Origin of the sequence: Pseudomonas lini, assembly GCF_030812475.1 — a bacterium.
Taxonomy (GTDB): Bacteria; Pseudomonadota; Gammaproteobacteria; order Pseudomonadales; family Pseudomonadaceae; genus Aquipseudomonas; species Aquipseudomonas lini_A.
The window spans coordinates 639,310-663,250 of sequence record NZ_JAUSSR010000001.1 but is presented as its reverse complement, the minus strand read 5'-3'; the positions used below and the strand labels follow the sequence as shown (position 1 = coordinate 663,250).

General features: G+C 60.3%; 17 protein-coding genes. 6 read left to right on the top strand and 11 right to left on the bottom strand.

The window, feature by feature from the left end; all coding sequences use genetic code 11:
• Positions 1 to 348 precede the first annotated feature (348 nt).
• Positions 349 to 1,470, top strand: a complete 1,122-nt coding sequence (locus J2W17_RS03000) for an HlyD family secretion protein (RefSeq protein ID WP_307328943.1) — start codon at positions 349 to 351, stop codon at positions 1,468 to 1,470.
• A complete protein-coding gene (locus J2W17_RS02995) occupies positions 1,467 to 3,059 on the top strand; it encodes a DHA2 family efflux MFS transporter permease subunit (protein ID WP_307328940.1) in 1,593 nt (530 codons plus the stop codon). Before J2W17_RS03000 ends, J2W17_RS02995 begins: the two co-directional genes overlap by 4 nt.
• Positions 3,060 to 3,182: 123 nt before the next feature.
• On the opposite strand, the gene J2W17_RS02990 is transcribed toward J2W17_RS02995, so the two are convergent.
• From J2W17_RS02990 to J2W17_RS02970, 5 genes are all read right to left on the bottom strand, one after another.
• The gene (locus J2W17_RS02990) at positions 3,183 to 5,045 is read right to left on the bottom strand and encodes a DUF3857 domain-containing transglutaminase family protein (RefSeq protein ID WP_307328937.1); all 1,863 of its coding nucleotides are present in this window, start codon (positions 5,043 to 5,045) and stop codon (positions 3,183 to 3,185) included.
• Positions 5,046 to 5,270: 225 nt separating this feature from the next.
• The gene (locus J2W17_RS02985; RefSeq protein WP_307328934.1) at positions 5,271 to 5,711 is read right to left on the bottom strand and encodes a carboxymuconolactone decarboxylase family protein; all 441 of its coding nucleotides are present in this window, start codon (positions 5,709 to 5,711) and stop codon (positions 5,271 to 5,273) included.
• A 206-nt stretch (positions 5,712 to 5,917) separates the two neighbouring features.
• The gene (locus J2W17_RS02980) at positions 5,918 to 7,360 is read right to left on the bottom strand and encodes a mechanosensitive ion channel family protein (RefSeq protein WP_307328932.1); all 1,443 of its coding nucleotides are present in this window, start codon (positions 7,358 to 7,360) and stop codon (positions 5,918 to 5,920) included.
• 181 nt (positions 7,361 to 7,541) lie between these two features.
• The gene (gene ycaC, locus J2W17_RS02975; RefSeq protein ID WP_150747341.1) at positions 7,542 to 8,168 is read right to left on the bottom strand and encodes an isochorismate family cysteine hydrolase YcaC; all 627 of its coding nucleotides are present in this window, start codon (positions 8,166 to 8,168) and stop codon (positions 7,542 to 7,544) included.
• Between the two features lie 122 nt (positions 8,169 to 8,290).
• The gene (locus tag J2W17_RS02970; protein WP_307328927.1) at positions 8,291 to 9,157 is read right to left on the bottom strand and encodes a pirin family protein; all 867 of its coding nucleotides are present in this window, start codon (positions 9,155 to 9,157) and stop codon (positions 8,291 to 8,293) included.
• Between the two features lie 106 nt (positions 9,158 to 9,263).
• Between J2W17_RS02970 and J2W17_RS02965 the strand changes: the two genes are divergently transcribed.
• Complete coding sequence (locus J2W17_RS02965) at positions 9,264 to 10,172, top strand: LysR substrate-binding domain-containing protein (protein WP_307328924.1); 909 nt, start codon at positions 9,264 to 9,266, stop codon at positions 10,170 to 10,172.
• 20 nt (positions 10,173 to 10,192) lie between these two features.
• On the opposite strand, the gene J2W17_RS02960 is transcribed toward J2W17_RS02965, so the two are convergent.
• From J2W17_RS02960 to J2W17_RS02940, 5 genes are all read right to left on the bottom strand, one after another.
• Complete coding sequence (locus tag J2W17_RS02960; protein ID WP_307328922.1) at positions 10,193 to 13,429, bottom strand: transporter substrate-binding domain-containing protein; 3,237 nt, start codon at positions 13,427 to 13,429, stop codon at positions 10,193 to 10,195.
• Positions 13,430 to 14,065 carry a response regulator transcription factor gene (locus J2W17_RS02955; protein ID WP_307328918.1) on the bottom strand — a complete coding sequence of 212 codons (636 nt, stop codon included), beginning with the start codon at positions 14,063 to 14,065 and terminating at the stop codon, positions 13,430 to 13,432. It abuts the gene before it with no gap.
• A gap of 109 nt (positions 14,066 to 14,174) precedes the next feature.
• Positions 14,175 to 14,588 (bottom strand): response regulator, encoded by a 414-nt coding sequence (locus tag J2W17_RS02950; protein WP_307328915.1) that lies wholly within the window; start codon positions 14,586 to 14,588, stop codon positions 14,175 to 14,177.
• 337 nt (positions 14,589 to 14,925) lie between these two features.
• The gene (locus J2W17_RS02945) at positions 14,926 to 16,263 is read right to left on the bottom strand and encodes a lysine N(6)-hydroxylase/L-ornithine N(5)-oxygenase family protein (RefSeq protein ID WP_307328912.1); all 1,338 of its coding nucleotides are present in this window, start codon (positions 16,261 to 16,263) and stop codon (positions 14,926 to 14,928) included.
• Between the two features lie 148 nt (positions 16,264 to 16,411).
• A complete protein-coding gene (locus tag J2W17_RS02940) occupies positions 16,412 to 16,894 on the bottom strand; it encodes a sigma-70 family RNA polymerase sigma factor (protein WP_307329464.1) in 483 nt (160 codons plus the stop codon).
• Between the two features lie 387 nt (positions 16,895 to 17,281).
• Between J2W17_RS02940 and J2W17_RS02935 the strand changes: the two genes are divergently transcribed.
• From J2W17_RS02935 to J2W17_RS02925, 3 genes are read left to right on the top strand one after another with little or no spacing between them, the layout of a single operon-like run.
• A complete protein-coding gene (locus tag J2W17_RS02935) occupies positions 17,282 to 18,454 on the top strand; it encodes an efflux RND transporter periplasmic adaptor subunit (RefSeq protein ID WP_307328907.1) in 1,173 nt (390 codons plus the stop codon).
• Positions 18,455 to 20,428, top strand: coding sequence for a MacB family efflux pump subunit (locus J2W17_RS02930; protein ID WP_307328904.1), 1,974 nt, complete (start codon positions 18,455 to 18,457; stop codon positions 20,426 to 20,428).
• Positions 20,429 to 20,435: 7 nt separating this feature from the next.
• Positions 20,436 to 21,830, top strand: a complete 1,395-nt coding sequence (locus J2W17_RS02925; RefSeq protein ID WP_307328900.1) for an efflux transporter outer membrane subunit — start codon at positions 20,436 to 20,438, stop codon at positions 21,828 to 21,830.
• A 174-nt stretch (positions 21,831 to 22,004) separates the two neighbouring features.
• On the opposite strand, the gene pvdP is transcribed toward J2W17_RS02925, so the two are convergent.
• Complete coding sequence (gene pvdP, locus J2W17_RS02920; RefSeq protein WP_307328897.1) at positions 22,005 to 23,633, bottom strand: pyoverdine maturation tyrosinase PvdP; 1,629 nt, start codon at positions 23,631 to 23,633, stop codon at positions 22,005 to 22,007.
• Positions 23,634 to 23,941: the final 308 nt, after the last annotated feature.

Below are 23,941 nucleotides of genomic sequence, written 5' to 3'. Positions count from 1 at the left end.
TGTTTAATAGTTGGCGCATAGATCGTTTTATGCAATACAGCGATTACGACGACTAAACGCCTTAGATATCTTCGAGCAACCGGCGCCCTACTTTTACTTGATCATTCTTACTTGCAACTTCCTGCTTCCTACATCCTTATTTAATTTTGTTACTTATCACCTCCTACTTTTGAGTAACACATTGCAGATGTCCTACAAATCTGTTTACCGCCTCCTACATTCCAGCCTTTTTGCACCGTCCGGTTTCCTACTTCCGACCCGACCACCGGCAGCAAAAATCAATTGCAAGCAAATATTACATGCATCATATTATGGTCGTAATAACAATCCTCTACCCAGGCAACCACCATGACCAGCATGCCCAGCCTAGAACCCGACCTTGCGGTCCCAGCGATATCCTCCAAGCCTGCCCTGCTCAAACGGCTGTTGCTGCTGACTGCCGCCCTGGCGGTTCTGGTATTCGTCGGACTGTACGCAACTCACTGGTGGACCGCCGGCCGCTTCATCGAAGAAACCGACGATGCCTACATCGGCGCCGACGTGACGGTGATCGGGCCAAAGGTCGCAGGTTACATCGAAGAAGTGCTGGTCACCGACAACCAGAAGGTCAAGGCCGGCGATGTGCTGATTCGTCTGGATTCCCGCGACTACCGCGCCAACCTGGCCAAGGCCGAAGGTGCGGTGGCCGCCGAGCAAGCACTGCTTGCCAATCTCGACGCCACCGAACTACTGCAGCACGCGGTGATCGGCCAGGCTCGCGCCGGGATCGATGCCGCCGGCGCCGAGACGGCTCGGTCACGGGATGACAACGCACGCTACAAACGCCTGGTCAGCAGCAATGCCGTCTCGGTGGAAAGTGCCCAGCGCGCCGACGCCACCTTCAAGACGGCCCAGGCGTTGAGTGCCAGGGCCCAGGCCGAACTGCTGGCCGCACAACGCCAGCTGGCCGTGATCGAAACCCAGAAACAACAAGCCCGCGCCGCGTTGATGCAGGCCCGGGCCGAGCGCGACCTGGCGCGACTGAACGTTGGCTACACCGAACTGCGCGCGCCTATCGATGGCGTGATCGGTAATCGTCGGGCGCGAGTCGGCGCTTATGCCCAGGCCGGTTCACAACAGCTGTCGGTCGTGCCGGCCCGAGGACTGTGGGTTGACGCCAACTTCAAGGAAGATCAACTGGCACGCATGACGCCCGGCCAGCGGGTGATCATTCGTGCCGATGTACTCTCGGGACAGGAATTCCACGGTCACCTGGACAGTCTCGCCCCGGCCAGCGGTTCGCAATTCAGCGTGCTGCCACCGGAAAACGCCACCGGCAACTTCACCAAGATCGTGCAACGGGTGCCGGTGCGGATCCTGCTCGACCCGGCCGACGGCGTGCTCGGCCATCTTCGTCCGGGCCTGTCGGTGACCGCTGAAGTGGACACCCGCCAAGGGCCTGAAACCACAGCCGTGGCCAGCGCACCATGAGCCGCACCCTTGCCACTCCCGCAGCACCGTTCAATGCGGCGAACATGGCGACGGCGACCAAGGTCTTCGCCTTCGCCAGCATGTGCATCGGCATGTTCATCGCCCTGCTGGATATCCAGATCGTCTCCGCCTCGTTGCGTGATATCGGCGGGGGACTTTCCGCGGGCACCGACGAAACCGCGTGGGTGCAGACCAGCTACCTGATCGCTGAAATCATCGTGATTCCGCTATCCGGTTGGCTGTCCCGGGTGTTCTCGACCCGCTGGCTGTTCTGCGCTTCGGCGGTGGGTTTCACCCTGGCCAGCCTGCTGTGCGGCGCGGCCTGGAACATCCAGAGCATGATTGCCTTCCGTGCACTGCAGGGGTTTCTCGGCGGTTCGATGATCCCGTTGGTGTTTACCACCGCGTTTATTTTCTTCAGCGGCAAACAACGGGTGATCGCTGCGGCAACCATCGGCGCGGTGGCCTCACTGGCACCAACCCTGGGGCCGGTGATCGGTGGCTGGATCACCGATATTTCGTCCTGGCACTGGTTGTTCTACATCAATCTGATACCGGGGATTTTCGTCGCGGTGGCGGTGCCGATGCTGGTGAAGATCGACCAGCCGGAACTGTCGCTGCTCAAAGGCGCCGACTACCTGAGCATGCTGTTCCTGGCACTGTTCCTCGGCTGCCTTGAATACACCCTCGAAGAAGGCCCGCGCTGGAACTGGTTCAGCGACAGCACCATCCTGACCACTGCCTGGATCAGCGGCCTCGCCGGCCTCGCGTTTATCGGCCGCACCTTGCACGTGGCCAACCCGATCGTCGATCTGCGCGCCTTGAAAGACCGCAACTTCGCCCTCGGCTGTTTCTTTTCGTTCGTCACCGGGATTGGCCTGTTCGCCACTATTTACCTGACGCCGCTGTTTCTCGGCCGGGTGCGAGGTTATGGCGCGCTGGACATTGGCCTGGCGGTTTTTTCCACCGGTGTGTTCCAGATCATGGCGATTCCGCTATATGCCTTCCTGGCCAACCGCATCGACCTGCGCTGGATCATGATGACCGGCCTGGGGCTGTTCGCCCTGTCGATGTGGGATTTCAGCCCGATCACCCACGACTGGGGGGCCAAAGAATTGATGCTGCCCCAAGCCTTGCGCGGGATAGCCCAGCAACTGGCGGTGCCGCCCGCAGTCACCTTGACCCTCGGCGGACTGGCACCCTCGCGGCTCAAGCATGCCTCAGGATTGTTCAACCTGATGCGAAACCTGGGGGGCGCCATCGGCATCGCCGCGTGCGCAACCATCCTCAATGACCGCACCAACCTGCACTTCACCCGACTGGCCGAAAACCTCAACAGCAGCAACGAAGCCTTGAACCAGTGGCTGGCCCAGGTCGGCAACAACTTCGCCGCGCTTGGCCAGAGCGGCGACGTCGGCGTCACTGCCAGCCTCCGCCAACTCTGGTTGCTGACCTATCGTGAAGCCCAGACGCAAACCTACGGCGACGCGTTCCTGATGATCATGGTCGGTTTCATCCTCGCCACGGCGATGGTGCCCTTGATGCGCAAGGTACAACCACCGGCTGCGCCGAGTGCGGATGCTCATTGAGAACGCTCGTGGGTCTATACGTTAGATCAATTAACTGGAGGCTGTGCGGCCTCCAATCCGCCGGTCAACTTCGACGCACTCTCTTGATACCGGCTCTTTTGCGACACCCTGAATTTTCCAATCCTATTGAACCTGAACCACAATCTGTGATTTCAAATCGCTTATCATGGAGGCAATCACTGAACTCATGCCTTTGAAATCTTCAGGACTGCATAACGCACTGGGGTTGTGAAACTTGAGGTATCGACGAACGACCACTGCGCCAGGCTCTTTTGAGTAGTTGGAAATGTACTCAAACTTTTCCTGGCGCAAAGTCATCGACTTAGGCACCGCGACAATACTGACCTCTTTTGCAAATTCAAAACGCGCCTGCTCCTCAATCATTACCGAGATGCAGGTAAAAGCCTGAACACGATCTCTCTCCGCTGCGAAGATAAAAACGTTCTGCGCAATGCCTCCCGCGAAGCTGCTCATAGTGAAAACGCCCGTAGGCCCAGGAAAGGCAACCAGATTCTCCGACAGACCGACCATCTTTATTGAAAGTTCGTTATTGCCAGCCTCAAGTTGGGTAGCGCTGAACGCTCCTTTACCTGTCTGTCCGTAGCTCGCAAGTACTTTTTGCACCAACTGGTTTCTATCAACGGCGCTCATTGAGTTAAAAGCGTAACGGTTGGGTTCTGCTGCCCAACCGGTGATTTGGGATGAGTGAGTAAAGTCGGCGTCACCGTTTGCGCGAACCTTGAACACCGTATTGCTCTCAACCTTTCCGTCCTGGGTGGAAGGTGTACGACCCAGCGTTCCTGACTTGCTGAAAACGACAAGTTTATCCAGAATGAAAATGGGCAGATAACCGCCCGCAACCCCTTCTGCGGTGGAGTCCAGATAAAGGTCGAGAGTCGGAATATAAGTAATAGCATGATTGATCACGCCCAAAGTTGGAACCTTGGGCAAGGTATACGCGTTCTCGGCGTTAAGAAGCGCAGGTGTACTCTCTATACCTACCGCCGCGAGCAATGACTCCAACAACGCCACGTGATCTTTGCAGTCTCCATAGCGATTCGACAGAATCGTTTCGACCGGATTAGGAACGACACTGCCCGCCCCCACATAGACTGCGACATAGCGGATATTTTTTCGGACCCAATCATTCAGGGCAATCGCTTTTTCCCGAGGGTCAACCATGTGGCCAGTTATCGTTAGTGCCAACTGACTGATGTCTGCTGTCACACGACTCTTGGCCCGGGCATCGTAAGCCTGGGCAAAGGCATTGAAGTCAGGAAAGGTAGAAACTGCCAGATACTGGCCGTAATCCTGATAGGCGACAGAGCCATTTTCGATACGCGCTTTTTTTTCAGGGATATTGTCCCAACGGTAAATGGTTCGTCCCGACATAGTGACAGGATCGCTGGCCTTGAAGCCTCTAGTATCGGCGTACAATGGCATGCTCTGCGGCAAGTCATAAACAAGGGTGTACTGCCTGGTCGGGTGAGGCGTGGGATTGGATAACGACTCGAAGTGCTGCGCAAACAATGCAGTGTGGCGATGTGTCCTGGATCGAATAATAAGGCGGTCCCCCACAGCGACGTCGGGAAAGATGACCACCTTGACTAAAGTATCCTGGAACATTGGCGCGTCTGCTGATCCGCGCTCCTGTTGCTCTTTGATCTGGTCAGGCTGGACCGCAAACTTTCGACCATCCGGCTTTTGCGTGAATGCCTCGACAACCTCAAGATTTTCAAGGCTTCGATTGTAGTTCAAGTAATATTGTGCATAAACCTTGACGGCACGTTCTTCGTTAATCAAGACCACTACGTCATTGGTGGCTATAAAGCTGCCGTCTGCGTTGATCACATGCGTGCGAATATCTTTCTCGATAGTGACCGAGGTGTCTGCGCCATCGTTGTTGGCCAATGCTGGGGTTATTGCCATAAGACAGCAGGCGATGAACCCAAGCAATCGAAAACACTGGAAGATATAAAGTCGCATATGAACACACTTGTTAAATTAGATGTGTTCGCAATATACCGCAGCATTACGCCAAAAAATGCACCTCCCTCGACGCTGAAAGTAGAATCAGAACACTCCTACATAGGTCCTACAGAAACGTCCTTCAGATGACTATAGTCCGTTTCATCCTCGCCATGGCGATAATGCCCTTGATACTCAAGGTGCGACTACATACCGTGGCGAGTGCATATTTGAACCTTGGTGTTACTCCTGGGGCATCTTGCGAAAACCTACCGCCAACCGGTTCCAGCTATTGATGGTGCAAATCGCCACGGTCAGGTCGACCAGTTCCTTGGGGGTGAACTGGGCGGATGCCTGTTCGTAGTGTTCGTCTGGCGCGTGGGTCTGGCTCAGCTGCGTCAGGGATTCGGTCCAGGCCAGTGCCGCGCGTTCCCGGGGAGTGAAGAACGGCGTTTCGCGCCAGACCGAGACCGCGTACAGCCGGCGTTCGGTTTCGCCGGCCTTGCGGGCATCGGCGGTGTGCATGTCGACGCAGAAGGCGCAGCCGTTGATCTGCGAAGCGCGTAGCTTGACCAGTTCGATCAGTGATTTTTCCAGTGGCAGTTTCGCCACTGCGGTGTCCAGGGCAATCATGGCTTTGAGGGCGTCGGGGGAAGCGGTGTAGAAATCGATACGAGGTTTCATGGCGGGCTCCAGTTACAAAAGGTGTGGAACTACGTTAATCCCGCACCGGCAGGCAGCAAATAGCCAATTATTGGGAAGTCGAGGATGCCAATCCCCGTTCGAGGACAGGAACAGGGATGACCGCATTCTGATCGGTGAACTGCGTGTTCACCAGGCGCCAACTGACGGCCCAGTCGATTGTAGCCGCCTGCGTGACGTTCGAACCCCTACGCTCGATTGCGCAACCACTGCAGAAACCCCCGTTTCTGCACAACCTCAGGCACTTCCTGAGTCAGCGTCCGGGCCTTGTTCAAGCGGAAATCCAGCAGCGCCTTCATCGCCTCGCTGATGTCGTGCCGCGCATCCAGGCAGGGCTTGAGGTATTCCTTCTCGATCCGGTACAGGCTGCAGAACGTCTTGGCGGTGAATTGCGCCGGCAGCGCCGTATCGGACAGGATCCCGCCCTCGCCGATCACCTCGCCCGGCCCCATCCGTCCAGACTCGAAAAGGACTCCACCACGGCTCAGCTCCACCGAGACCACCCCGGACTCGATGATCAACAGATGATCGCTGACCTCCCCTGCCGGCAGGATCAGTTCGCCGGCGCGGAAGGTTTGCAGTGTCATGTTCTGGCTGAGGGTTTCCTTCTCTTCCTGACGCAGGCTCGAGAAGATGTTCGAGGCGTCGAGCAATGCCCGTGGCCGAGACAGGTTGGCCGGGGCATTCGATTCGACGCTCGACAACAGGCTGACGCCGGAGGCGTGCAAGTGCCGGTACGCCAGGTCGAACAGCTGGTTGCGTACCATGCGTTTCTGATCCATGGACTCGACGAAACCGCTGATTTCGTATTCCATCCCGGCGCTGCTGGAGCTTTTCAACGAAACGCTGGGTGCCGGTTTGCTCAATAACTGGCGACAGCCCTGCATCGCCCGCTCCAGGGCTTCGATCACCGTGTTCGGACGGGTGTGGGGGCTCAGTTGCAGGCTGATCGAGACGCCGAAAATATCGCTCGGGCGGCTGAAGTTGATGATCTTGGCCTTGGCCGCCAGCGAATTGGGGATCACTGCCATGCTGCCCTGGGCGGTCTGCAGGCGTGTGGCGCGCCAGTCGATGTCGGTGACCCGGCCTTCGGTGCCGTCGATGGAGATCCAGTCATCCAGTTGATAAGGCTTGGTGGTGTTGAGGACGATCCCGGAGAACACGTCGCTGAGGGTGCTTTGCAGGGCCAGCCCGACGATGATCGCCAACGCGCCGGACGTGGCCAAAACGCCCTTGACCGGGAGTTCGAGCACATAGGCCAGGGCGGCGATGATGGCAATCAGAAAGATCACCGCTCCGAGCAGATCCTGCAATAACCGCCCGGTGTGCCCGACCCGTTGCATCATCACGGCGCCGATCAGCACCGTCAGGGTCCGCGCGCCGAACAACCACCAACCGATCTGCAAACCGATCGCTGCCAGGTGCAGCGGGATGTTGTCAGCCCAGGGCGCCGGCTCCAGCGGGTTCAAGCCTTCGTTGAACAGCACGACGCTGAACAGAGAGAAAATCACCAGCCGCACCACCAGTTTCCAGTGGCTGCCACTGGCACTGAGCAACCGCCACAGGCCGAGGTCGATCAGGATCAGGACCAGGGCGCAGAGCAAGGGGTGATCGGTGAGCAGGGACAACATCGAGCGACTCCAGACACGTGCGGATGGGCACAGTGTAGGAGCAATTGATGCCTTCGGAACACCACAAAGCACGGTAGGAGCCGGCTTGCTGGCGATGGGGGTCTGACAGTCACTGAATCGGTGACTGCGCTGCCGCTATCGCCAGCAAGCCGGCTCCTGCAGAGGGCGATGTGTGCCAGGGTTACTTGCTGTTGGTCAGGGTGTTGTAGCTGGTCATCAGGTTGCGATAGTCCGGGATGTGGTTGGAGAACAAGGTGCCCAGGCCTTCCACGTCGTTGCGCCAGTCGCGATGCAGCTCGCAGGCCAGGCCGAACCAGGTCATCAGTTGCGCACCGGAGGACGACATGCGGTCCCAGGCCGATTGCCGGGTCAGTTCGTTGAAAGTGCCGGAAGCGTCCGTCACCACGAACACATCGAAGCCTTCAGCCAGCGCCGACAGCGCTGGGAACGCCACGCACACCTCGGTCACGACCCCCGCGATGATCAGTTGTTTCTTGCCGGTGGCCTTGATCGCCTTGACGAAGTCTTCGTTGTCCCAGGCATTGATCTGGCCAGGCCGAGCGATGTAGGGCGCGTCCGGGAACAGCGCCTTGAGCTCGGGCACCAGCGGGCCGTTGGGGCCGGTTTCGAAGCTGGTGGTGAGGATGGTCGGCAGCTTGAAGTACTTGGCCAGATCGGCCAGGGCCAGCACGTTGTTCTTGAAACGGTCCGGTTCGATGTCGCGCACCAGAGACAGCAGGCCCGCCTGATGATCCACCAACAGAACGGCGGCGTTATCCTTGTCGAGACGTTTATAAGAAGTAGTCATGGCAAATCCTCGCTTTTAATCGATGCCGAACGGTGCCGGCGTGAGTGAACTCTGTTTTTTGTCAATCGCGGACAGGCAAGCGTAGTCAGCAATCCCTGGCACGGCACAGCGCTGTCGCCTGTTCAACTGTTCATCTGGCCGAATCGGCCGGACTGGAAGTCGGCGAAAGCCTGATGAATCTCCTGCTCGGTGTTCATTACGAACGGACCGTGACCGACGATCGGCTCATCGATCGGTTCGCCGCTGAGCAGCAGCACCACGGCGTCGTTATCGGCTTCCAGACTGAGCTGATGGCCGTCGCGCTCGAACAACGCCAACTGCCCTTCCCGCACCAGTTCCCGACCATCGACCTGCACCGTGCCGCGCAGCACCACTAAGGCGGTGTTGCGTCCTTCGTGCAGGTCCAGGGTCAGCGGCTTGCCGGCGTTGAGGCGCAGGTCCCAGACATCGATCGGCGTGAAGGTCCGCGCCGGGCCGGTGTGGCCGTCGAATTCACCGGCGATCAAACGCAGGCTGCCGGCTTGGTCCTTGAGCGCAATGCTCGGGATGTCGTCATCGAGAATCGTCTGGTATCCGGCGTCGGCCATTTTGTCCCTGGCCGGCAGGTTGACCCACAGCTGCACCATTTCCAGGGTGCCGCCGCTCTTGGCGAAGCCTTCGGAGTGGAATTCTTCGTGGAGAATCCCCGACGCCGCGGTCATCCACTGCACGTCGCCCGGGCCAATCTTGCCGCCGCTGCCGGTGGAGTCGCGATGCTCCAGTTCGCCCTTGTAAACGATAGTCACGGTTTCGAAGCCGCGGTGCGGATGCTGACCAACGCCACGACGTTCAGTGGTCGGGGTGAAATCAGCGGGACCGGCGTGATCGAGCAGCAGGAACGGGCTGATGTGTTTGCCCAGGTTGTCGTAGGAAAACAGTGTGCGTACCGGGAAGCCGTCGCCGACCCAATGGGGGCGTGGGCTGGTGTAGATACCAATGATGTTTTTCATCCTGCCTCTCCAATTCTGTTGTGTGACGCGATGGAGAAAGCTTAAAACCATCGCCTTTGATGCACTAGACTGCAAAAATCGGCCTTAGCGTTCTATATGGAGAACGATGGTGGAAGACCTCAACACGCTCTACTACTTCACCCAAGTGGTGGAACACGGCGGTTTCGCCCCGGCCGGACGGGCACTGGACATGCCCAAGTCCAAGCTCAGCCGGCGTATCGCCGAGCTCGAGGAGCGCCTCGGCGTGCGCCTGCTGCACCGCACCAGTCGGCATTGCTCGCTGACCGAAATCGGCCAGGCCTATTACCAGCGCTGCCTGGCCATGCGCGTGGAAGCGGAAAGCGCCGCCGAACTGATCGAACGCAATCGCTCCGAACCCCAGGGGCTGGTGCGCATCAGTTGTCCCACCGCCCTGCTCAATTCCTGGGTCGGGCCGATGCTGACCCGCTACATGCTCAAGTACCCGTTAGTGGAATTGTTCATTGAAAGCACCAATCGCCGGGTCGACCTGATCCACGAAGGTTTCGACATCGCCCTGCGGGTGCGCTTTCCGCCGCTGGAAAACACCGACATGGTGATGAAGGTATTGGGCAACAGCACCCAGAGCCTGGTAGGCATTCCGGCGTTTGGCGAACGTCTGTCGTCACCCGCTGCCCCGGCCGACCTCAGCGGCCTGCCAAGCCTGCATTGGGGGGCGGCGCAGCGTGAATACCAGTGGGAACTGTTCGGCGCCGATGGCGCCAGTGCGGTGATTCGACATGCGCCGCGAATGGTCACCGATGACCTGTTGGCGCTGCGTCACGCGGTGCTTGCGGGGATTGGCATCGCCCACTTGCCCAACGTGGTGGTGCGCGATGACATTGCCGCCGGACGCCTGCTGGAACTGGTGCCGGGCTGGGCCCCCAAGTGCGGGATCGTGCATGCGATATTCCCGTCACGTCGCGGGTTGCTGCCGTCGGTGCGGACGTTGATTGATTTTCTTTGGGAGGAATTCAGCCGTAGCGATATTGCTTAGGGTATGGTTTGGATTGAACGTCAGCCCTGTGCAAGGCTTTGATCCAGGCGAGTCATGGCCTGTTGCAACTGATCGACGGCCTCGTCGATCAGTGCCGCTCGGCCCTCGCTACAGGCCCGCTCCAGTTGCTCGCAACACTGGATCAGGCTGACCGCGCGAACCATCAGCGCGCCGCCCTTGATCCGGTGCGCCAGTGTCGGCAACTCGTGGAGATTGCGTCGGGCGTGCAGCTGCAGCAGAAGTTCGCGGTCGTCACGGTTGGTCACGGCCAGATCGCGCAGCAATTGTTCGATCAGCTCACGGTCTTCACCGACGTAGAGTTCCAGCCCGCTCAGGTCGATCTCCGCCGTTGCAGGTGCGGCGACCACCCGGGGCAATTCGCCCGCAAACCTTGATGCCAACCATGCGCTCAGATCGGCCAGCCGGATGGGCTTGAACAGACAGTCGTCCATCCCCGCTTCGACGCAGCGAATCTTTTCCTCGGGCTGCGCATTGGCGGTGAACCCCAGGATCGGCGTCGGTGGCAATCCCTGGACCCGCTCCTCATCGCGTATCGCCCCCGCCAATTCATAGCCGCTGACCAGCGGCATATTGCAGTCGGTAATGATCAGATCGAACTCATGTTCTCGCCACTGCGCAAGGCCGCGCTCGCCGTTTTCGGCCTCGAGCACATGGTGGCCCAGAAAGCTCAGCTGCCGTGACAGCAGCAATCGATTGGCCGGGTAATCGTCCACCACCAGGATCGCCAGCGCCCGGGTGGACACCTGAACTTCGCTGGCGGTCGACTCGGGCAAAGGCAACGCTTGCAACGCCGGCAGTTCCAGGCTGACGTCGATCCGGGTGCCCCGCCCCAGAACGCTCTCGAGCTGTAAGCGCCCCCCCATCATTTCACACAGGGAGCGGCTGATCACCAACCCCAGGCCGGATCCGCTGCGCCCGGACTGCTGGCTGTTGCCGGCCTGAACGAAAGGACTGAACAACCGCTGCTGGTCCACGGCTCCGATGCCGATACCGCTGTCTTCAATGCACACACTGACCGTCAGATGCCCCGGCAGAACAGGCTCGACCCGCAGGGTCAGGCTCACCTCGCCCTGGTGAGTGAACTTGATGGCATTGCTCAACAGATTGGACAGCACTTGCTTGAAGCGCGTGGGATCGATCAATACGTCGCAGTCGCTGTGCCGGTCCAGATCGACTCGCCACGCCAGATGCTTGTGGCGTGCCAGGCCCTCGAAAACCCGACACACCGACTCCACCAGTGTCCGCAGGTTGGCTCGCTCAGGGGTCAGCGACAAATGCCCGGATTCGATGCGGGCGATGTCCAGGATGTCGCCGATCAGCGCCAGCAATTGTTGCCCGGCATTCGACGCCACCTCGATGGCGGAACGGTCGGTAATACCTTCATCGGCACGTTTCTGCGCCAGTTCGAGCATCCCGAGCAGGGCATTCATCGGCGTGCGGATCTCATGACTCATGGTTGCCAGAAACGTGGTCTTGGCCCGATTGGCCTCGTCGGCGGCGTCCTTGGCGTCCTGCAGTTGGCTGAGCAACAGTTGGCGCTGGCGGATCTGCCGGCGCTGATAACCGATCCAGACAAGGGCGAGCACCAGCAAGGCGCCGGCGCCGGCAAATGCCTGAAAAATGGCCTGGCGATGACGCAGCCAGAAGCTTTGCTCCACCATCAGATCATTGCGCCAATAGAGGGTCAGGTCATCGATGTCTTCGGGGTCGATACTGAGCAGCGCCTTGTCCAGGATCGAATGCAGTTCAACGGCCTCGCGACTGGTGGCCAGGGTACTGCGGGCAGGATCGGTGCCCACGGTGCTGATCACCCGCAGCTGATTGCGGTAGCGCCGGGAAATCATGTAGCGGGCAGCGATCAACGAGTTGATAGCGCCGTCAGCCTTGCCCCGGGCGACCATTTCCATTGCATCCGCGGTCAAGGGCGCATTGACCAGCCTGATCCGCGGGAAATGCTGACGAATGAATTCACCGGCACTGTTGCCCTGGGTGATCGCCAGGGTTTTGCCGGCCATTTCATCCAGGGTCGTGGGATTATTCGGGCCGGCGCGAGTCACCAGCACATTCGGGCTGGTGAGAAACGGGCGGGTGAAACGCAACCCGGCCTCGCGCTCGATGCTGGGGCTTATCCCCGCCACCAGATCGATCTCTCCGGTCTTGAGCGCCTCCAACATTTCGGCGATTGATCTGGCAGGCCGTACATCGAACTGCAAGCCGGTGCGCAGACTGATTTTGTCCAGTACATCAGCGCTGATCCCGCGAAACTTGCCATCGCTGTCGATAAACGAAATCGGCAGGATGTTTTCGTTCATTGCCACGCTTGCTCGCGGATGTCGATCGAGCCAACGCTGCTCGGCCTCGCTCAATTGCAGCGCCTGGGTACCGGGAATGGAAGTCCCGCTCGCGCCCCATCGACGCAGGATGTTCATCTGTTCATTGGTGCTCACCGCCGCCAGCGCGATGTTGACGATGCGATGCAATGGTGAGTTGTCGCGGGTCATCGCGAACGCAAAGCGACCGGACTCCATGGGCGAAAAATCGGCCAATTGCACGTTGTTGAGATAGTTCTTGCTGATCAGGTAATGGGCGCTGATCGCGTCGCCCAGGTAGACATCCGCTTGCTGGAACGCTACGGCGCCCACTGCACTCAGGGTAGAGGGAAACAATTGGACGCTGGCCTGGGAATAGAACGCCTGCACCCTGTGTTCAGGCAGATAGTGGTACAGCGTCGCCAGCCGTTTACCAGCCAGGTCCGGGTCCAGCGGCTGCGAGGACTCTGTGCGCGTCACCAGCACCGGTTGATCCACGGCATAGGCGTCGGACATGCGCAGCGACGGGTTTTCGGCCTCATAGCTGTTGGCGGTGCCGAGCAGATCCGCGCTGCCTTGCTTGATTGCCCGCACCGCGTCCTCCCGCGATGGGTAACGCTGAACGTCGATCTCTATGTTTAGCAGCTGCTGCAGCAGACCGGCATAGTCGGCGGTCAATCCCTCGTAGTCAGTACCGGTGGTCGTGATGTCGAAGGGGGGATAATCCGGTGCCGAGACGGCGAGCACCAATCGACCCTTTTGTCGCAACCACCGTGAATCGGTCTCTGACAGTTTGACGACCTGGCCCTCGGCACTGGAGCGCCCCAGCAACGTCAATGCCTGCGGCTGCGCGCAGACAGTCGAAATCCAGGGTACCCCCGCCAGCAGGACGATGATCAGGCTGCCCCAACGCCGCAAGGTTTTCATTCAGATCAGATGATTACGCAGAGCGAAATCCCTCAGGTGCACCGGAGATTCGACATTGAGTTTTTCTATCGTGCGGGTCTTATAGGTGCTGACCGTCTTGTGGCTCAGGTTCATGATCTGCGCGATTGCCTTGTTGCTCATGCCATGGGCCAGGTATTGGAAGATCGTCAGTTCCCGGTCGGAGAGTTTGTCGATCAATTCTTTTTCGCTACGTTGCAAGCTGTTCAGCGACACCGAACTCGACGGCAGCCTGGCGAAATAGCTGTAACCGGCCATGACCGCCTGCACCGCCTTGTGCAGATGTTCCAGATCGTTGGCCTTGGACACAAACGCCGCGGCACCGGCACGCATGCAACGGTCCTGATAAAACAGTCCTTCCAGGGACGTGAACACCACGACCCGGCACGGCACCTCACCGGCCCGGATCCGTGCCAGCACATCAAGGCCGTCCAGTGCGGGCATGATCAGGTCCTGTACCACCAGATCAGGTTTATGTTCGCGGATCATCGGCAAGACTTCGTTACCGCTGGACACCTCGTGAATCTGTTGGAACCCCTCCTGTCTGAGCAAGATTTTCACTGCAGCGCGAACCACCGGATGATCGTCCGCTATCAGCGCTGACTTCGCTGACTTCATGGCAACTCCCTGTGCAAAGGCACTACGAACGGGCAATCGATGCCCTTGGGCCAGGCCCGGGTTAACACAACGGCTGCGCAGAGACTGTTGCATGGAATTTCGGACGAATCTACCTGACAGAAATGACAGTGCCGACCAACGGTAGGGGCCGATCAATGAGCGCCATCAACCGTTCAACGGACGCAAGATCCGGCAGCGAGCCATGGCTCACTTGAACCTTCTGCTGTGCGCAGGCCGGGATTGGCGGCAGATGCGCCTGTTGGCCGTCATAGATCAGGGCGTATCGGACCTGCGGGTTATCGAGGAAAAAATCGAGCAGGTTCAACGCGCCGCCGGCCAACGAGGCATGGATGACCACCAGATCGAATGGCGTGGCACTGTATTCGACCAGCGTCAGCAGTTCCGGCAGGTCATGCACCGGTGCCACCCGGTAATAACCGAGCCGGTTGAACAGGCGCTCGATTCTCATCCGCTGAAAATGTTGCTCGTCGGCAATCAGGATACGTAACGCTTTGTTAAACAACGGAGGCCCCCCGCAGGGTGTTTCGTGAGGGCACAAGGCTACGGAAGAGCGGACAAGCTTTCTGTAGGACTATTCCTAAAAACAGGAACGCCTCATCCGGTGTCATGTAGGAATGTCAGGTGGCGAGAAGTGTCTGGCGAGTACAGGCTGTATTGAGGGGAGAATTGCGGGGTTCTTCAGGAAGGGGCAGGATTGTGGATTTGTGGTGTCTGTAAGGCCCTGATCGCGGGTAAGCCCGCTCCCACAGGGATCTTCGGTGGACACAGAATTTGTGACAAAAATCCAACCTGTGGGAGCGGGCTTGCCCGCGATCAGGGCTTAACGGGCGCTACAAATATTAGCTGGCAGTGGCTAGCAACACATCCATCACTGACCGCCCCTGCCCACGCGCCTTGCCATGCTCATACAACGAGCCGGCAATCTCGTCGGCACGAATCGGCAGGATCGACAACAAGGTGTCGCTCAAACCATGACTGGCCTGGCAGAAGCCCTGCATATAGATGCCGGCCTTGCAACGCTCGTCCGTGATGAGCTTGTAGTTGCGATCCACTTCGAAATCACCCAGGTACTGCTCCAGTGGTGCCAGCAACTTGCGGTGCATCTGGCGCTCGTAACCGGTGGCCAGTACCACGGCATCGTAATGCCGAACCGTGACTTCACCGGTGGCGTTGTTGCGCACGGCCAGTTCGATACCGTGTTCGGTGGCGGTGGCCTTTTCGAGGGTAGTCAGGGTGCGAAACGCATGACGGGCGATGCCCGAGACTTTCTGTCGGTAGAAGATGCCGTAAATGCGCTCGATCAAGTCGATGTCGACCACCGAATAGTTGGTGTTGTGGTACTCGTTGACCAGACGCTCACGCTCGCTGCTGGCCTGCTGGAACACCAGGTCGGTGAATTCCGGCGAAAACACTTCGTTGACGAACGGGCTGTCATCGGCCGGCTTCAGTGCCGAGCCGCGCAGGATCATGTCCACCTGCACCGACGGGTAGCTGTCGTTCAGATCGATGAAGGCTTCCGCCGCGCTCTGTCCGCCGCCGATGATCGCAATGCTCATCGGCTGATTGTCCACACAGGGCTGTTTGGCCATCTGTGCCAGGTACTGGGAGTGATGGAACACGCGGCTATCGTTCTTCAGCGCCTTGAACGCTTCGGGAATGCGCGGGGTGCCGCCGGCGCTGACCACCACCGAACGGGTGGTGCGCACGTGCTGCTGGCCCAGGGTATCGCGCGAGATCACCCGCAACGCCTCGACCTGCTGGTTGTGCAACACCGGCTCGATCGTCAGCACCTCTTCACCGTAGCGGCTCTGCGCGTCGAACTGCGCGGCGACCCAGCGCAGGTAATCGTTGTACTCCATGCGGCACGGATAGAAGGTGCCGAGGTTGATGAAGTCCACCAGACGACCGTGGTGCTTGAGGTAATTGACGAACGAGTAAGGGCTGGTCGGGTTGCGCAGGGTCACCAGGTCCTTGAGGAAGGAAATCTGCAACTCGCTCTGTGTCACCAGGGTATTGCCGTGCCAGCGATAATCAGCCTGCTTGTCGAGAAACAGTACATCCAGCTCGCCCTGGCTCGGCCCACGCTCTTGCAGAGCGATGGCCAGCGCCAGGTTCGAAGGGCCGAAACCGATGCCGATCAGGTCGTGAACGATGGGCGATGAAATTGCCTGTGTCATTTCCAGTGTCCTCTGGATGAACCCCCCAGCAGCGGGGCGAAAGCCTAATGACCTGACCGGCCTGGAGCAGGACAGCAGATCGTCTGTTGATAGGGAACGAGGACAATGAAACAAAATTTAATACAGTTTTTTCACCCGCCAGACGAGATCAATGGGCATCCCACTGACGCATCCGTACGCGGCAATGCTTCATGGCGTTGACGATGTGCTTCTCCACCAGCGCCCGGGAAATCCCCAGCTGTTCGGCGATTTCGGGGTGGGACAAGCCCTCGATCTTGCGCAGCAGAAAACTCTCCCGGCACAGCCGAGGCAATTCCGCCAGGGCGCGCTGGAGCATGTCCAGGCGCTGGCCGTGGTCGAGACTGTTATGCGGCGAGGGGGTGAAGTAGCGTTCTTCATTGTCCAGCACGTCCAGGGATTCGGCCTGACGCAGGGCATTGCGCCGATGGTCATCGATCACCAGATTCAGCGCGGTGCGATAGAGGAAGGCCCTGGGCTGCTCGATGGGCGTATCGCTGGAGCGCTCCAGTATCCGCAGATAAGCGTCATGCACCACATCTTCGGCCACCTGACGGTTGCCCAGCTTGGCGTTCAGGAAACACACCAGCTCGCGATAGTAGTTTTCCAACATGACTCCCGGCCGCACCCGTGCGGTTTCCATCCTTGAGCCACCGCGACAACCACCGGAACAGGCAGTGGCACGATAGTGGCAGTTCGAGGCGCGTAATTTATAGTAATTCTCATATAGATTTAAAGTGTTGCTTTGTCTTGCCCGTTAAATAGTCACGTTGGCGCCGCTACTCCACCTGTAAGAGCTGCCGCAGGCTGCGATCTTTTGATCTTGATTTTAAAAAAAAAACCAAAGGTCGCAGCCTCGTTTCCTTCAGATGTTACGCCATATGTCTGCGGCTAAATTCCCCGCCGCTTTAATCGTTTACAGGACAGCTCCCCGTCCCTGCCGGCTCCCCGGCAGTGTTCAACTGAACGACGGGCCGATATCCATTGGCCGGAACCCTGCATGAAACGTCCCCGACAGACCCGCCGCGCCCTGCTTGCAACACTGTGTCTGGTCCCCGTTATCGCCATCGCCGCCTGGCAGATCATTCCGCCCGGTCGCGACCAGTTCGCTACCATCCCCGTGACCCGGGGCGACATCGAAAGCAGCGTCACAGCCCTGGGTACTTTGCAACCGCGGCGTTATGTCGACGTGGGTGCCCAGGCGTCGGGGCAGATCCAGAAGATCCACGTGGAAGTCGGCGACCGGGTCGAGGAAGGCCAACTCTTGGTGGAAATCGATCCCTCCACCCAGCAGGCCAAACTCGACGCCGGGCGTTTCTCCGTCGAAAACCTCAAGGCGCAGCTGCAGGAGCAGCGGGCACAGCACGACCTCGCCCGACAGAAATACCAGCGTCAGCAGCACCTCAAGGCCGGCGGCGCCACCCGCGAAGAAGATGTGCAGACCGCCGAGGCCGAACTGCGCGCCACCCAGGCCCGCATCGACATGTTCCAGGCGCAGATCCGCCAGGCCCAGGCCAGCCTGCGCAGCGACCAGGCCGAGCTCGGTTACACAAGGATTTATGCGCCCATGAGCGGAACCGTGGTCGCGCTCGACGCCCGGGAAGGCCAGACCCTCAACGCCCAGCAACAAACGCCGCTGATTCTGCGCATCGCCAAGCTGTCGCCGATGACCGTCTGGGCCGAGGTGTCGGAAGCCGACATCGGTCATGTCAAACCCGGCATGACGGCCTGGTTCACCACGCTCAGCGGTGGCCAGCGGCGCTGGAACAGCACCGTGAGGCAAATCCTGCCGGTGCCGCCCAAGCCGCTGGACCAGACCAGCCAGGGCGGCGGCAGCCCGGCCAGCTCGAGCAAAAGCGGGAGCGCGCGCGTGGTGTTGTACACCGTGTTGCTCGACGTCGATAACGCCGACAATGCGCTGATGGCGGAGATGACCACCCAAGTGTTCTTTGTCGCCGACCAGGCAAAAAATGTCCTCACCGCGCCGATTGCGGCCCTGCAAACCGGCACGCAGGCGCACAGCCAGACCGCCCGGGTGGTCGCGAAAAACGGCAGCATCGAGCAACGCGACGTGCGCACCGGTATCAGCGATCGCCTGCGGGTACAGATCCTCGATGGCTTGCAGGAAGGCGATCATCTGTTGATCGGTCCAGCCGATGGGAGTGGCGGCTGAATGCTGACGCCCCTGATCGACCTGCAGGACATCCGCAAAGCCTACGGCGGTGGCGATTCACCTGAAGTTCACGTATTGCGTGGCATCGACCTGTCGATCCATGCCGGGGAGTTCGTCGCGATCGTCGGCGCGTCCGGCTCCGGCAAGTCGACGCTGATGAACATCCTCGGCTGCCTCGACCGCCCCACGTCGGGCGAATACCGCTTCGCCGGGGAAAACGTCGCCGCCCTCGACAGCGACGAACTGGCCTGGCTGCGCCGCGAAGCCTTCGGTTTTGTGTTCCAGGGTTATCACCTGATCCCCTCCGGCTCGGCCCAGGAAAACGTCGAGATGCCGGCGATCTATGCCGGTACTCCGGCGGCCGAACGCCACGCCCGCGCCGCCGCCCTGCTTGACCGCCTCGGACTGGCCTCGCGCACCGGCAATCGTCCGCATCAACTCTCCGGCGGCCAGCAACAACGGGTGTCCATCGCCCGCGCCTTGATGAATGGCGGGCATATCATCCTCGCCGACGAACCCACCGGGGCCCTCGACAGCCATAGCGGCGCCGAGGTCATGACCCTGCTCGACGAACTGGCGAGCCAGGGCCATGTGGTGATTCTCATTACCCACGACCGAGAGGTGGCGGCCCGGGCCAAGCGCATCATCGAGATTCGCGACGGGCTGATCATCAGCGACAGCGCCCGCGAGAACCCCGATGTTCAAACCTCAGCCAATCCCGGCGCATTGCAAGCGGTGGATCTGCGCAAGCGCCTGAGCGAAGGCGCCGAAGCCACAGGTGCCTGGAAAGGCGAACTCGTGGATGCGGTGCAAGCGGCCTGGCGGGTGATGTGGATCAATCGCTTTCGCACCGCCCTGACACTGCTCGGGATCATCATCGGCGTCGCGTCGGTGGTGGTGATGCTGGCTGTCGGTGAAGGCAGCAAGCGTCAGGTGATGGCGCAGATGGGCGCGTTCGGCTCCAACATCATTTATCTGAGCGGTTCGTCACCGAATCCGCGATCCCCATTGGGCATCGTCACCCTGGACGAGGTCGCCGCGGTGGGCAGCCTGCCGCAGGTGACACGGATCATGCCGGTCAACGGCCAGGAAGCCGGGGTGCGCTTCGGCAACCTCGACCACTTGAGTTACGTCGGCGGCAATGACACCAACTTCCCGGCGATCTTCAACTGGCCGGTGGTGGAAGGCAGTTATTTCACCCAGGAAGACGAACGCAACGCCGCAGCGGTCGCCGTCATCGGGCACAAGGTCCGGACCAAGCTGCTCAAGGACGTGGCCAACCCGATCGGCCAGTACATCCTGATCGAGAACGTGCCGTTCCAGGTGGTCGGCGTGCTCGCCGAAAAGGGTGCCAGCTCCGGAGACTCCGACAGCGACGACCGCATTGCCATCCCCTACTCCGCCGCCAGTGTGCGGCTGTTCGGCACCTACAACCCTGAATACATCGCCGTCGCCGCCGCCGATGCGCGCAAGGTCAAGGAGACGGAACACGCCATCGAGCAATTGATGCTGCGCCTGCACAACGGCAAGAAGGATTTCGAACTGACCAACAATGCAGCGATGATCCAGGCCGAAGCGCGCACGCAAAATACCCTGTCGTTGATGCTCGGTTCGATTGCCGCGATATCCCTGCTGGTGGGTGGCATCGGGGTGATGAACATCATGCTGATGACCGTGCGCGAACGCACTCGCGAGATCGGCATTCGCATGGCCACCGGCGCCCGTCAGCGGGACATCCTGCGCCAGTTCCTCACCGAAGCGGTGATGCTCTCGGTGGTCGGCGGCCTGGCCGGCATCGCCTTGGCGCTGATCGTCGGCGGCGTGCTGATCCTCAGCGAAGTCGCGGTCGCGTTCTCCTTGATAGCGGTGCTCGGTGCCTTCGGCTGCGCCCTGGTCACCGGTGTTGTCTTCGGCTTCATGCCGGCCCGTAAAGCTGCCCGGCTCGACCCGGTCACGGCCCTTACCAGTGAATGATCTCTTGATGAAGCCGCACTTAAGTTTGCTGACCCTCTGCCTGTTGCTCGGCGCCTGTGGCAGCCCCGTCCAGCGTCCGGACAGCGGCATCGAGCCGCCTTCGTCCTGGCAATCGCCGCACACGCAACATGCCGCGCACCGCAACCTTCAATGGTGGACGCAGTTCGGCAGCCCGGAGCTCGATCGCCTGATCGAACAGGCGCGAGTGGGCAGCTTCGATCTGGCCGCCGCCATCGCCCGCGTACGCCAAGCGCAAGCCGACACGGTGATTGCCGGCGGCTCGCAGCTACCCGAGGTGAAGGCCGGGCTGAACGCCAATCGGCAAAAACTCCTGCGCGGCAGCGGGTACAGCCAGCTCGATGCCGACAGCAGCAATAAGGCAGTGGACTACTTCACCGCCAACCTCAGTGCCACCTACGAGATCGATTTCTGGGGTGGCCAGCGCGCCTCCCGCGACAGCGCGCAGTTTGGTTTGCAGGCCAGCGAATTCGACCAGGCGACGGTGGCGTTGACGTTGCTCAGCAGCGTCGCCAACAGCTACGCGCAAGCTTTGTCGTTGCGTGAGCAAAGCCGCATTGCCGGGTTGAATCTGGCCAACGCGCAAAACGTCCTGAACCTGGTGCAGACCCGGTTCGACTCCGGCTCGGCAACAGCCCTGGAACTGGCCCAGCAGAAGAGTCTGGTGGCGGCGCAACAACGGCAATTGCCCCTGGTGCAGCAGCAGGCCCAGGATGCCTTGATCAGTCTCGCCGCCCTGCTCGGTCGGCCGGTCCAGCAATTGCGCCTCGGTGCGGAACGCTTCGATCAGCTGTCATGGCCGACCATCGCCGCCGGCGTGCCCAGCGAGTTGCTCACCCGTCGCCCGGACATCGCCCGGGCCGAAGCGCAACTGGCTGCCGCACGAGCCGATGTGACAGTCGCCCGCGCCGCGATGTTGCCGACCGTGACCCTGAGCGCGGAACTGGGCTCCGGCGCCGACCGCGCCGCCGACATCCTGCGCAACCCGTTCTATAACCTCACGGCCGGATTGCTTGCCCCTGTGTTTAACAACGGTCGCCTGAGCGCCGAGCGCGACAAGGCCACCGCGCGCCAGGAAGAACTGCTGGAGAACTACCGCGGGGCGATCATCAATGGTTTCGCCGACGTGGAAAAGGCCCTGAACAGCATTCGCGGGTTGGATGAGCAGCGGCAGTGGCAAGGTGAGGAACTGAGCCAGGCGCAGACCGCGTTCAACATTGCCCAAAGCCGCTACGAGGCCGGGGCCGAGGACTTGCTGACGGTGCTGGAGACCCAGCGCACCTTGTATGCGGCGCAGGATTTGAATGTGCAGCTGCGGTTATCGCGGTTGCAGGCGAGTATTGCGCTGTATAAGGCGCTTGGGGGTGGGTGGCAGGCTATGTGATTGCGGTGTCTATTCGGCCGTCTTCGCGAGCAAGCCCGCTCCCACAAGGTGATGTGGCATGCCCAAAACATGCGGCCCCCACAAGGTATATGTCATGCCCCATTCATCCGGCACACCCAAGACCTGTGGGAGCGAGCTTGCTCGCGATTGAACGATAACGCGGTGATCCTGCTTTTAACTGATAATCGGCTTGGCTTTCAAATGCCTTGCATACCAGGGCCGCTTAGGCACCTTGCGGAACAGGTCCGCCAGCTTTTTCTCATCCTCGCCAAAGGTAATGCGCAACGCCAGCTTCATGGTTTCCGGGTCCATTTCCACCGACTTGCCCACCTGCAACCCCGGCGTAGTGCTGCAGCCGTGGGTGCTGGGGCCGAGCCACGGGTCGTCGATCTCGACCCAGCGACCCGGCGAAAACCACGCCACGCCATTGACCTCCAGCCGACTGACCTCCCCCGGATGAAAGCGCTCATGGGCGCGGAACCAGTCTTCCAGGCGATCGTCGATCCAACCGTGGAAATGCCAGAACACCGGGCTCACATGGGACGAAAACGGATCACCCAGGAAGTCATTCTCAGGCGCGAACCAGCGCGCAGAGAAATCCGCCGGATCCCGGGCGAACGGCACCGGCTGGCCGTTGGACGGATCGCGGGGCACCGAGGCCCAGCGCATGTGCAGCCAGTCGTGCAGCCCCAGCTCCACCTCCGAGCCAAACTGCCCCAGGGTCAATTTCGACAGATAACGTGGATCGCGGTAGCGCGACTCCCAGACCTGGAAATTGCTGTGGTAGGTCTCGGCAGTCTTGATGTCGGCGACCCATTGCGAATACTCGGCATCGTCGTCCGCCCGCCAGGTCGGCGGCAGCGCGGTGCCGTCGTGGTTGTCGCAATAGTTGGCGAAGCCGATGCGATCCCGTGCCAGCTCCGGCTGGGGCAACGGGAAATGTGGCCACGAAGGCAAGTCCTGCAGGGAGCGCGCCGTGCCGAGCATGTGCCGGTGCATGAAGAAAAAATCCACACCCGAGCCATTGCGATCCTTGCGCGCGCCACGGGCATCACGCTCCTTGTCACGAGGGCCGGGTTGCCAGCCGATGCCGCGCAAGGCATCGCGCTTGTCTTCCGGCAAGCTGTGCCACTTGTCCCGGGAGGCATGCCAGAGCTGATGAAACAGACGATGCTCCGGGGACACCAGCCAGGCCAGCAGCGCCGGGTTGAGGCCGGTGCGTTCACGGGCTTCGGGGAACACCCGCTTGACCGCGATGAAGCGGTTGTCCCGGGCGGTCATCATCAACGGCCTATCCAGGTTCAACACCCGGCCACTGAGGGTGCCGCTGCCGGCATTGCCAAAAATCGCCCAGACTTCGTCCAGCGCCATACTGAATTCGTAATCCGGCGAGCCGTTGGCCGCGTCGGCGCTGACCAGACGCCAGCTCAATTCGGCGGGCTTGGCCTCGGCCAGGTCGCCGAGCACCCGGTAACGGGGCTCTTCGTTCGAGCGCAAACGCTCGGCAGTGTCGAGGAAGCCGATCAAGCCGCGCCCTTTATGACCGACGTCGAGGAACACTTCCAGCCCGTCCCGGGGCAGGCCTTCGATGCCGGCGTCACGGCCTTCGAAACGAATCTGCCAGACCCCGCGCAAGGTGTTTGCCAAGTGCTGGCCGGCGACGTCCGCGACATCGAACGACGCTTCACCGGGAGTGATCGTCGGATCCGGTTTCGTCCATTCACGATGCCCATAAAAAGCCGCAGGCACGGCAGCGCCGGTCAGCGCCAGGCCTGCCATGAACCATCGTCGAGAAATCGTCATTGCCCTACCTGTGTCAGCCATGAAGCAGGCTTTATCCAAGCTAGAACGGTTGTTGCTTCCACAAATTTAAGAGCTTCGCTGGCAAGCCAGCTCCTACAGGGATCTGCTGTGAATACAGATTTTGTGAACACCCCGGCCACTGTGCCCGATGTGAACACAGATTTTTTGAACATTACTGGCCCCTGTGGGAGCGGGCTTGCCCGCGAAGAGGCCGGCACAAACACCTAAATTCTCCGCTCCGTCACTCGTTCTTCCCAGATAGCAAAGGCCCCCACTCACGCACCGGGCCAACGAACCTGACTGAGACG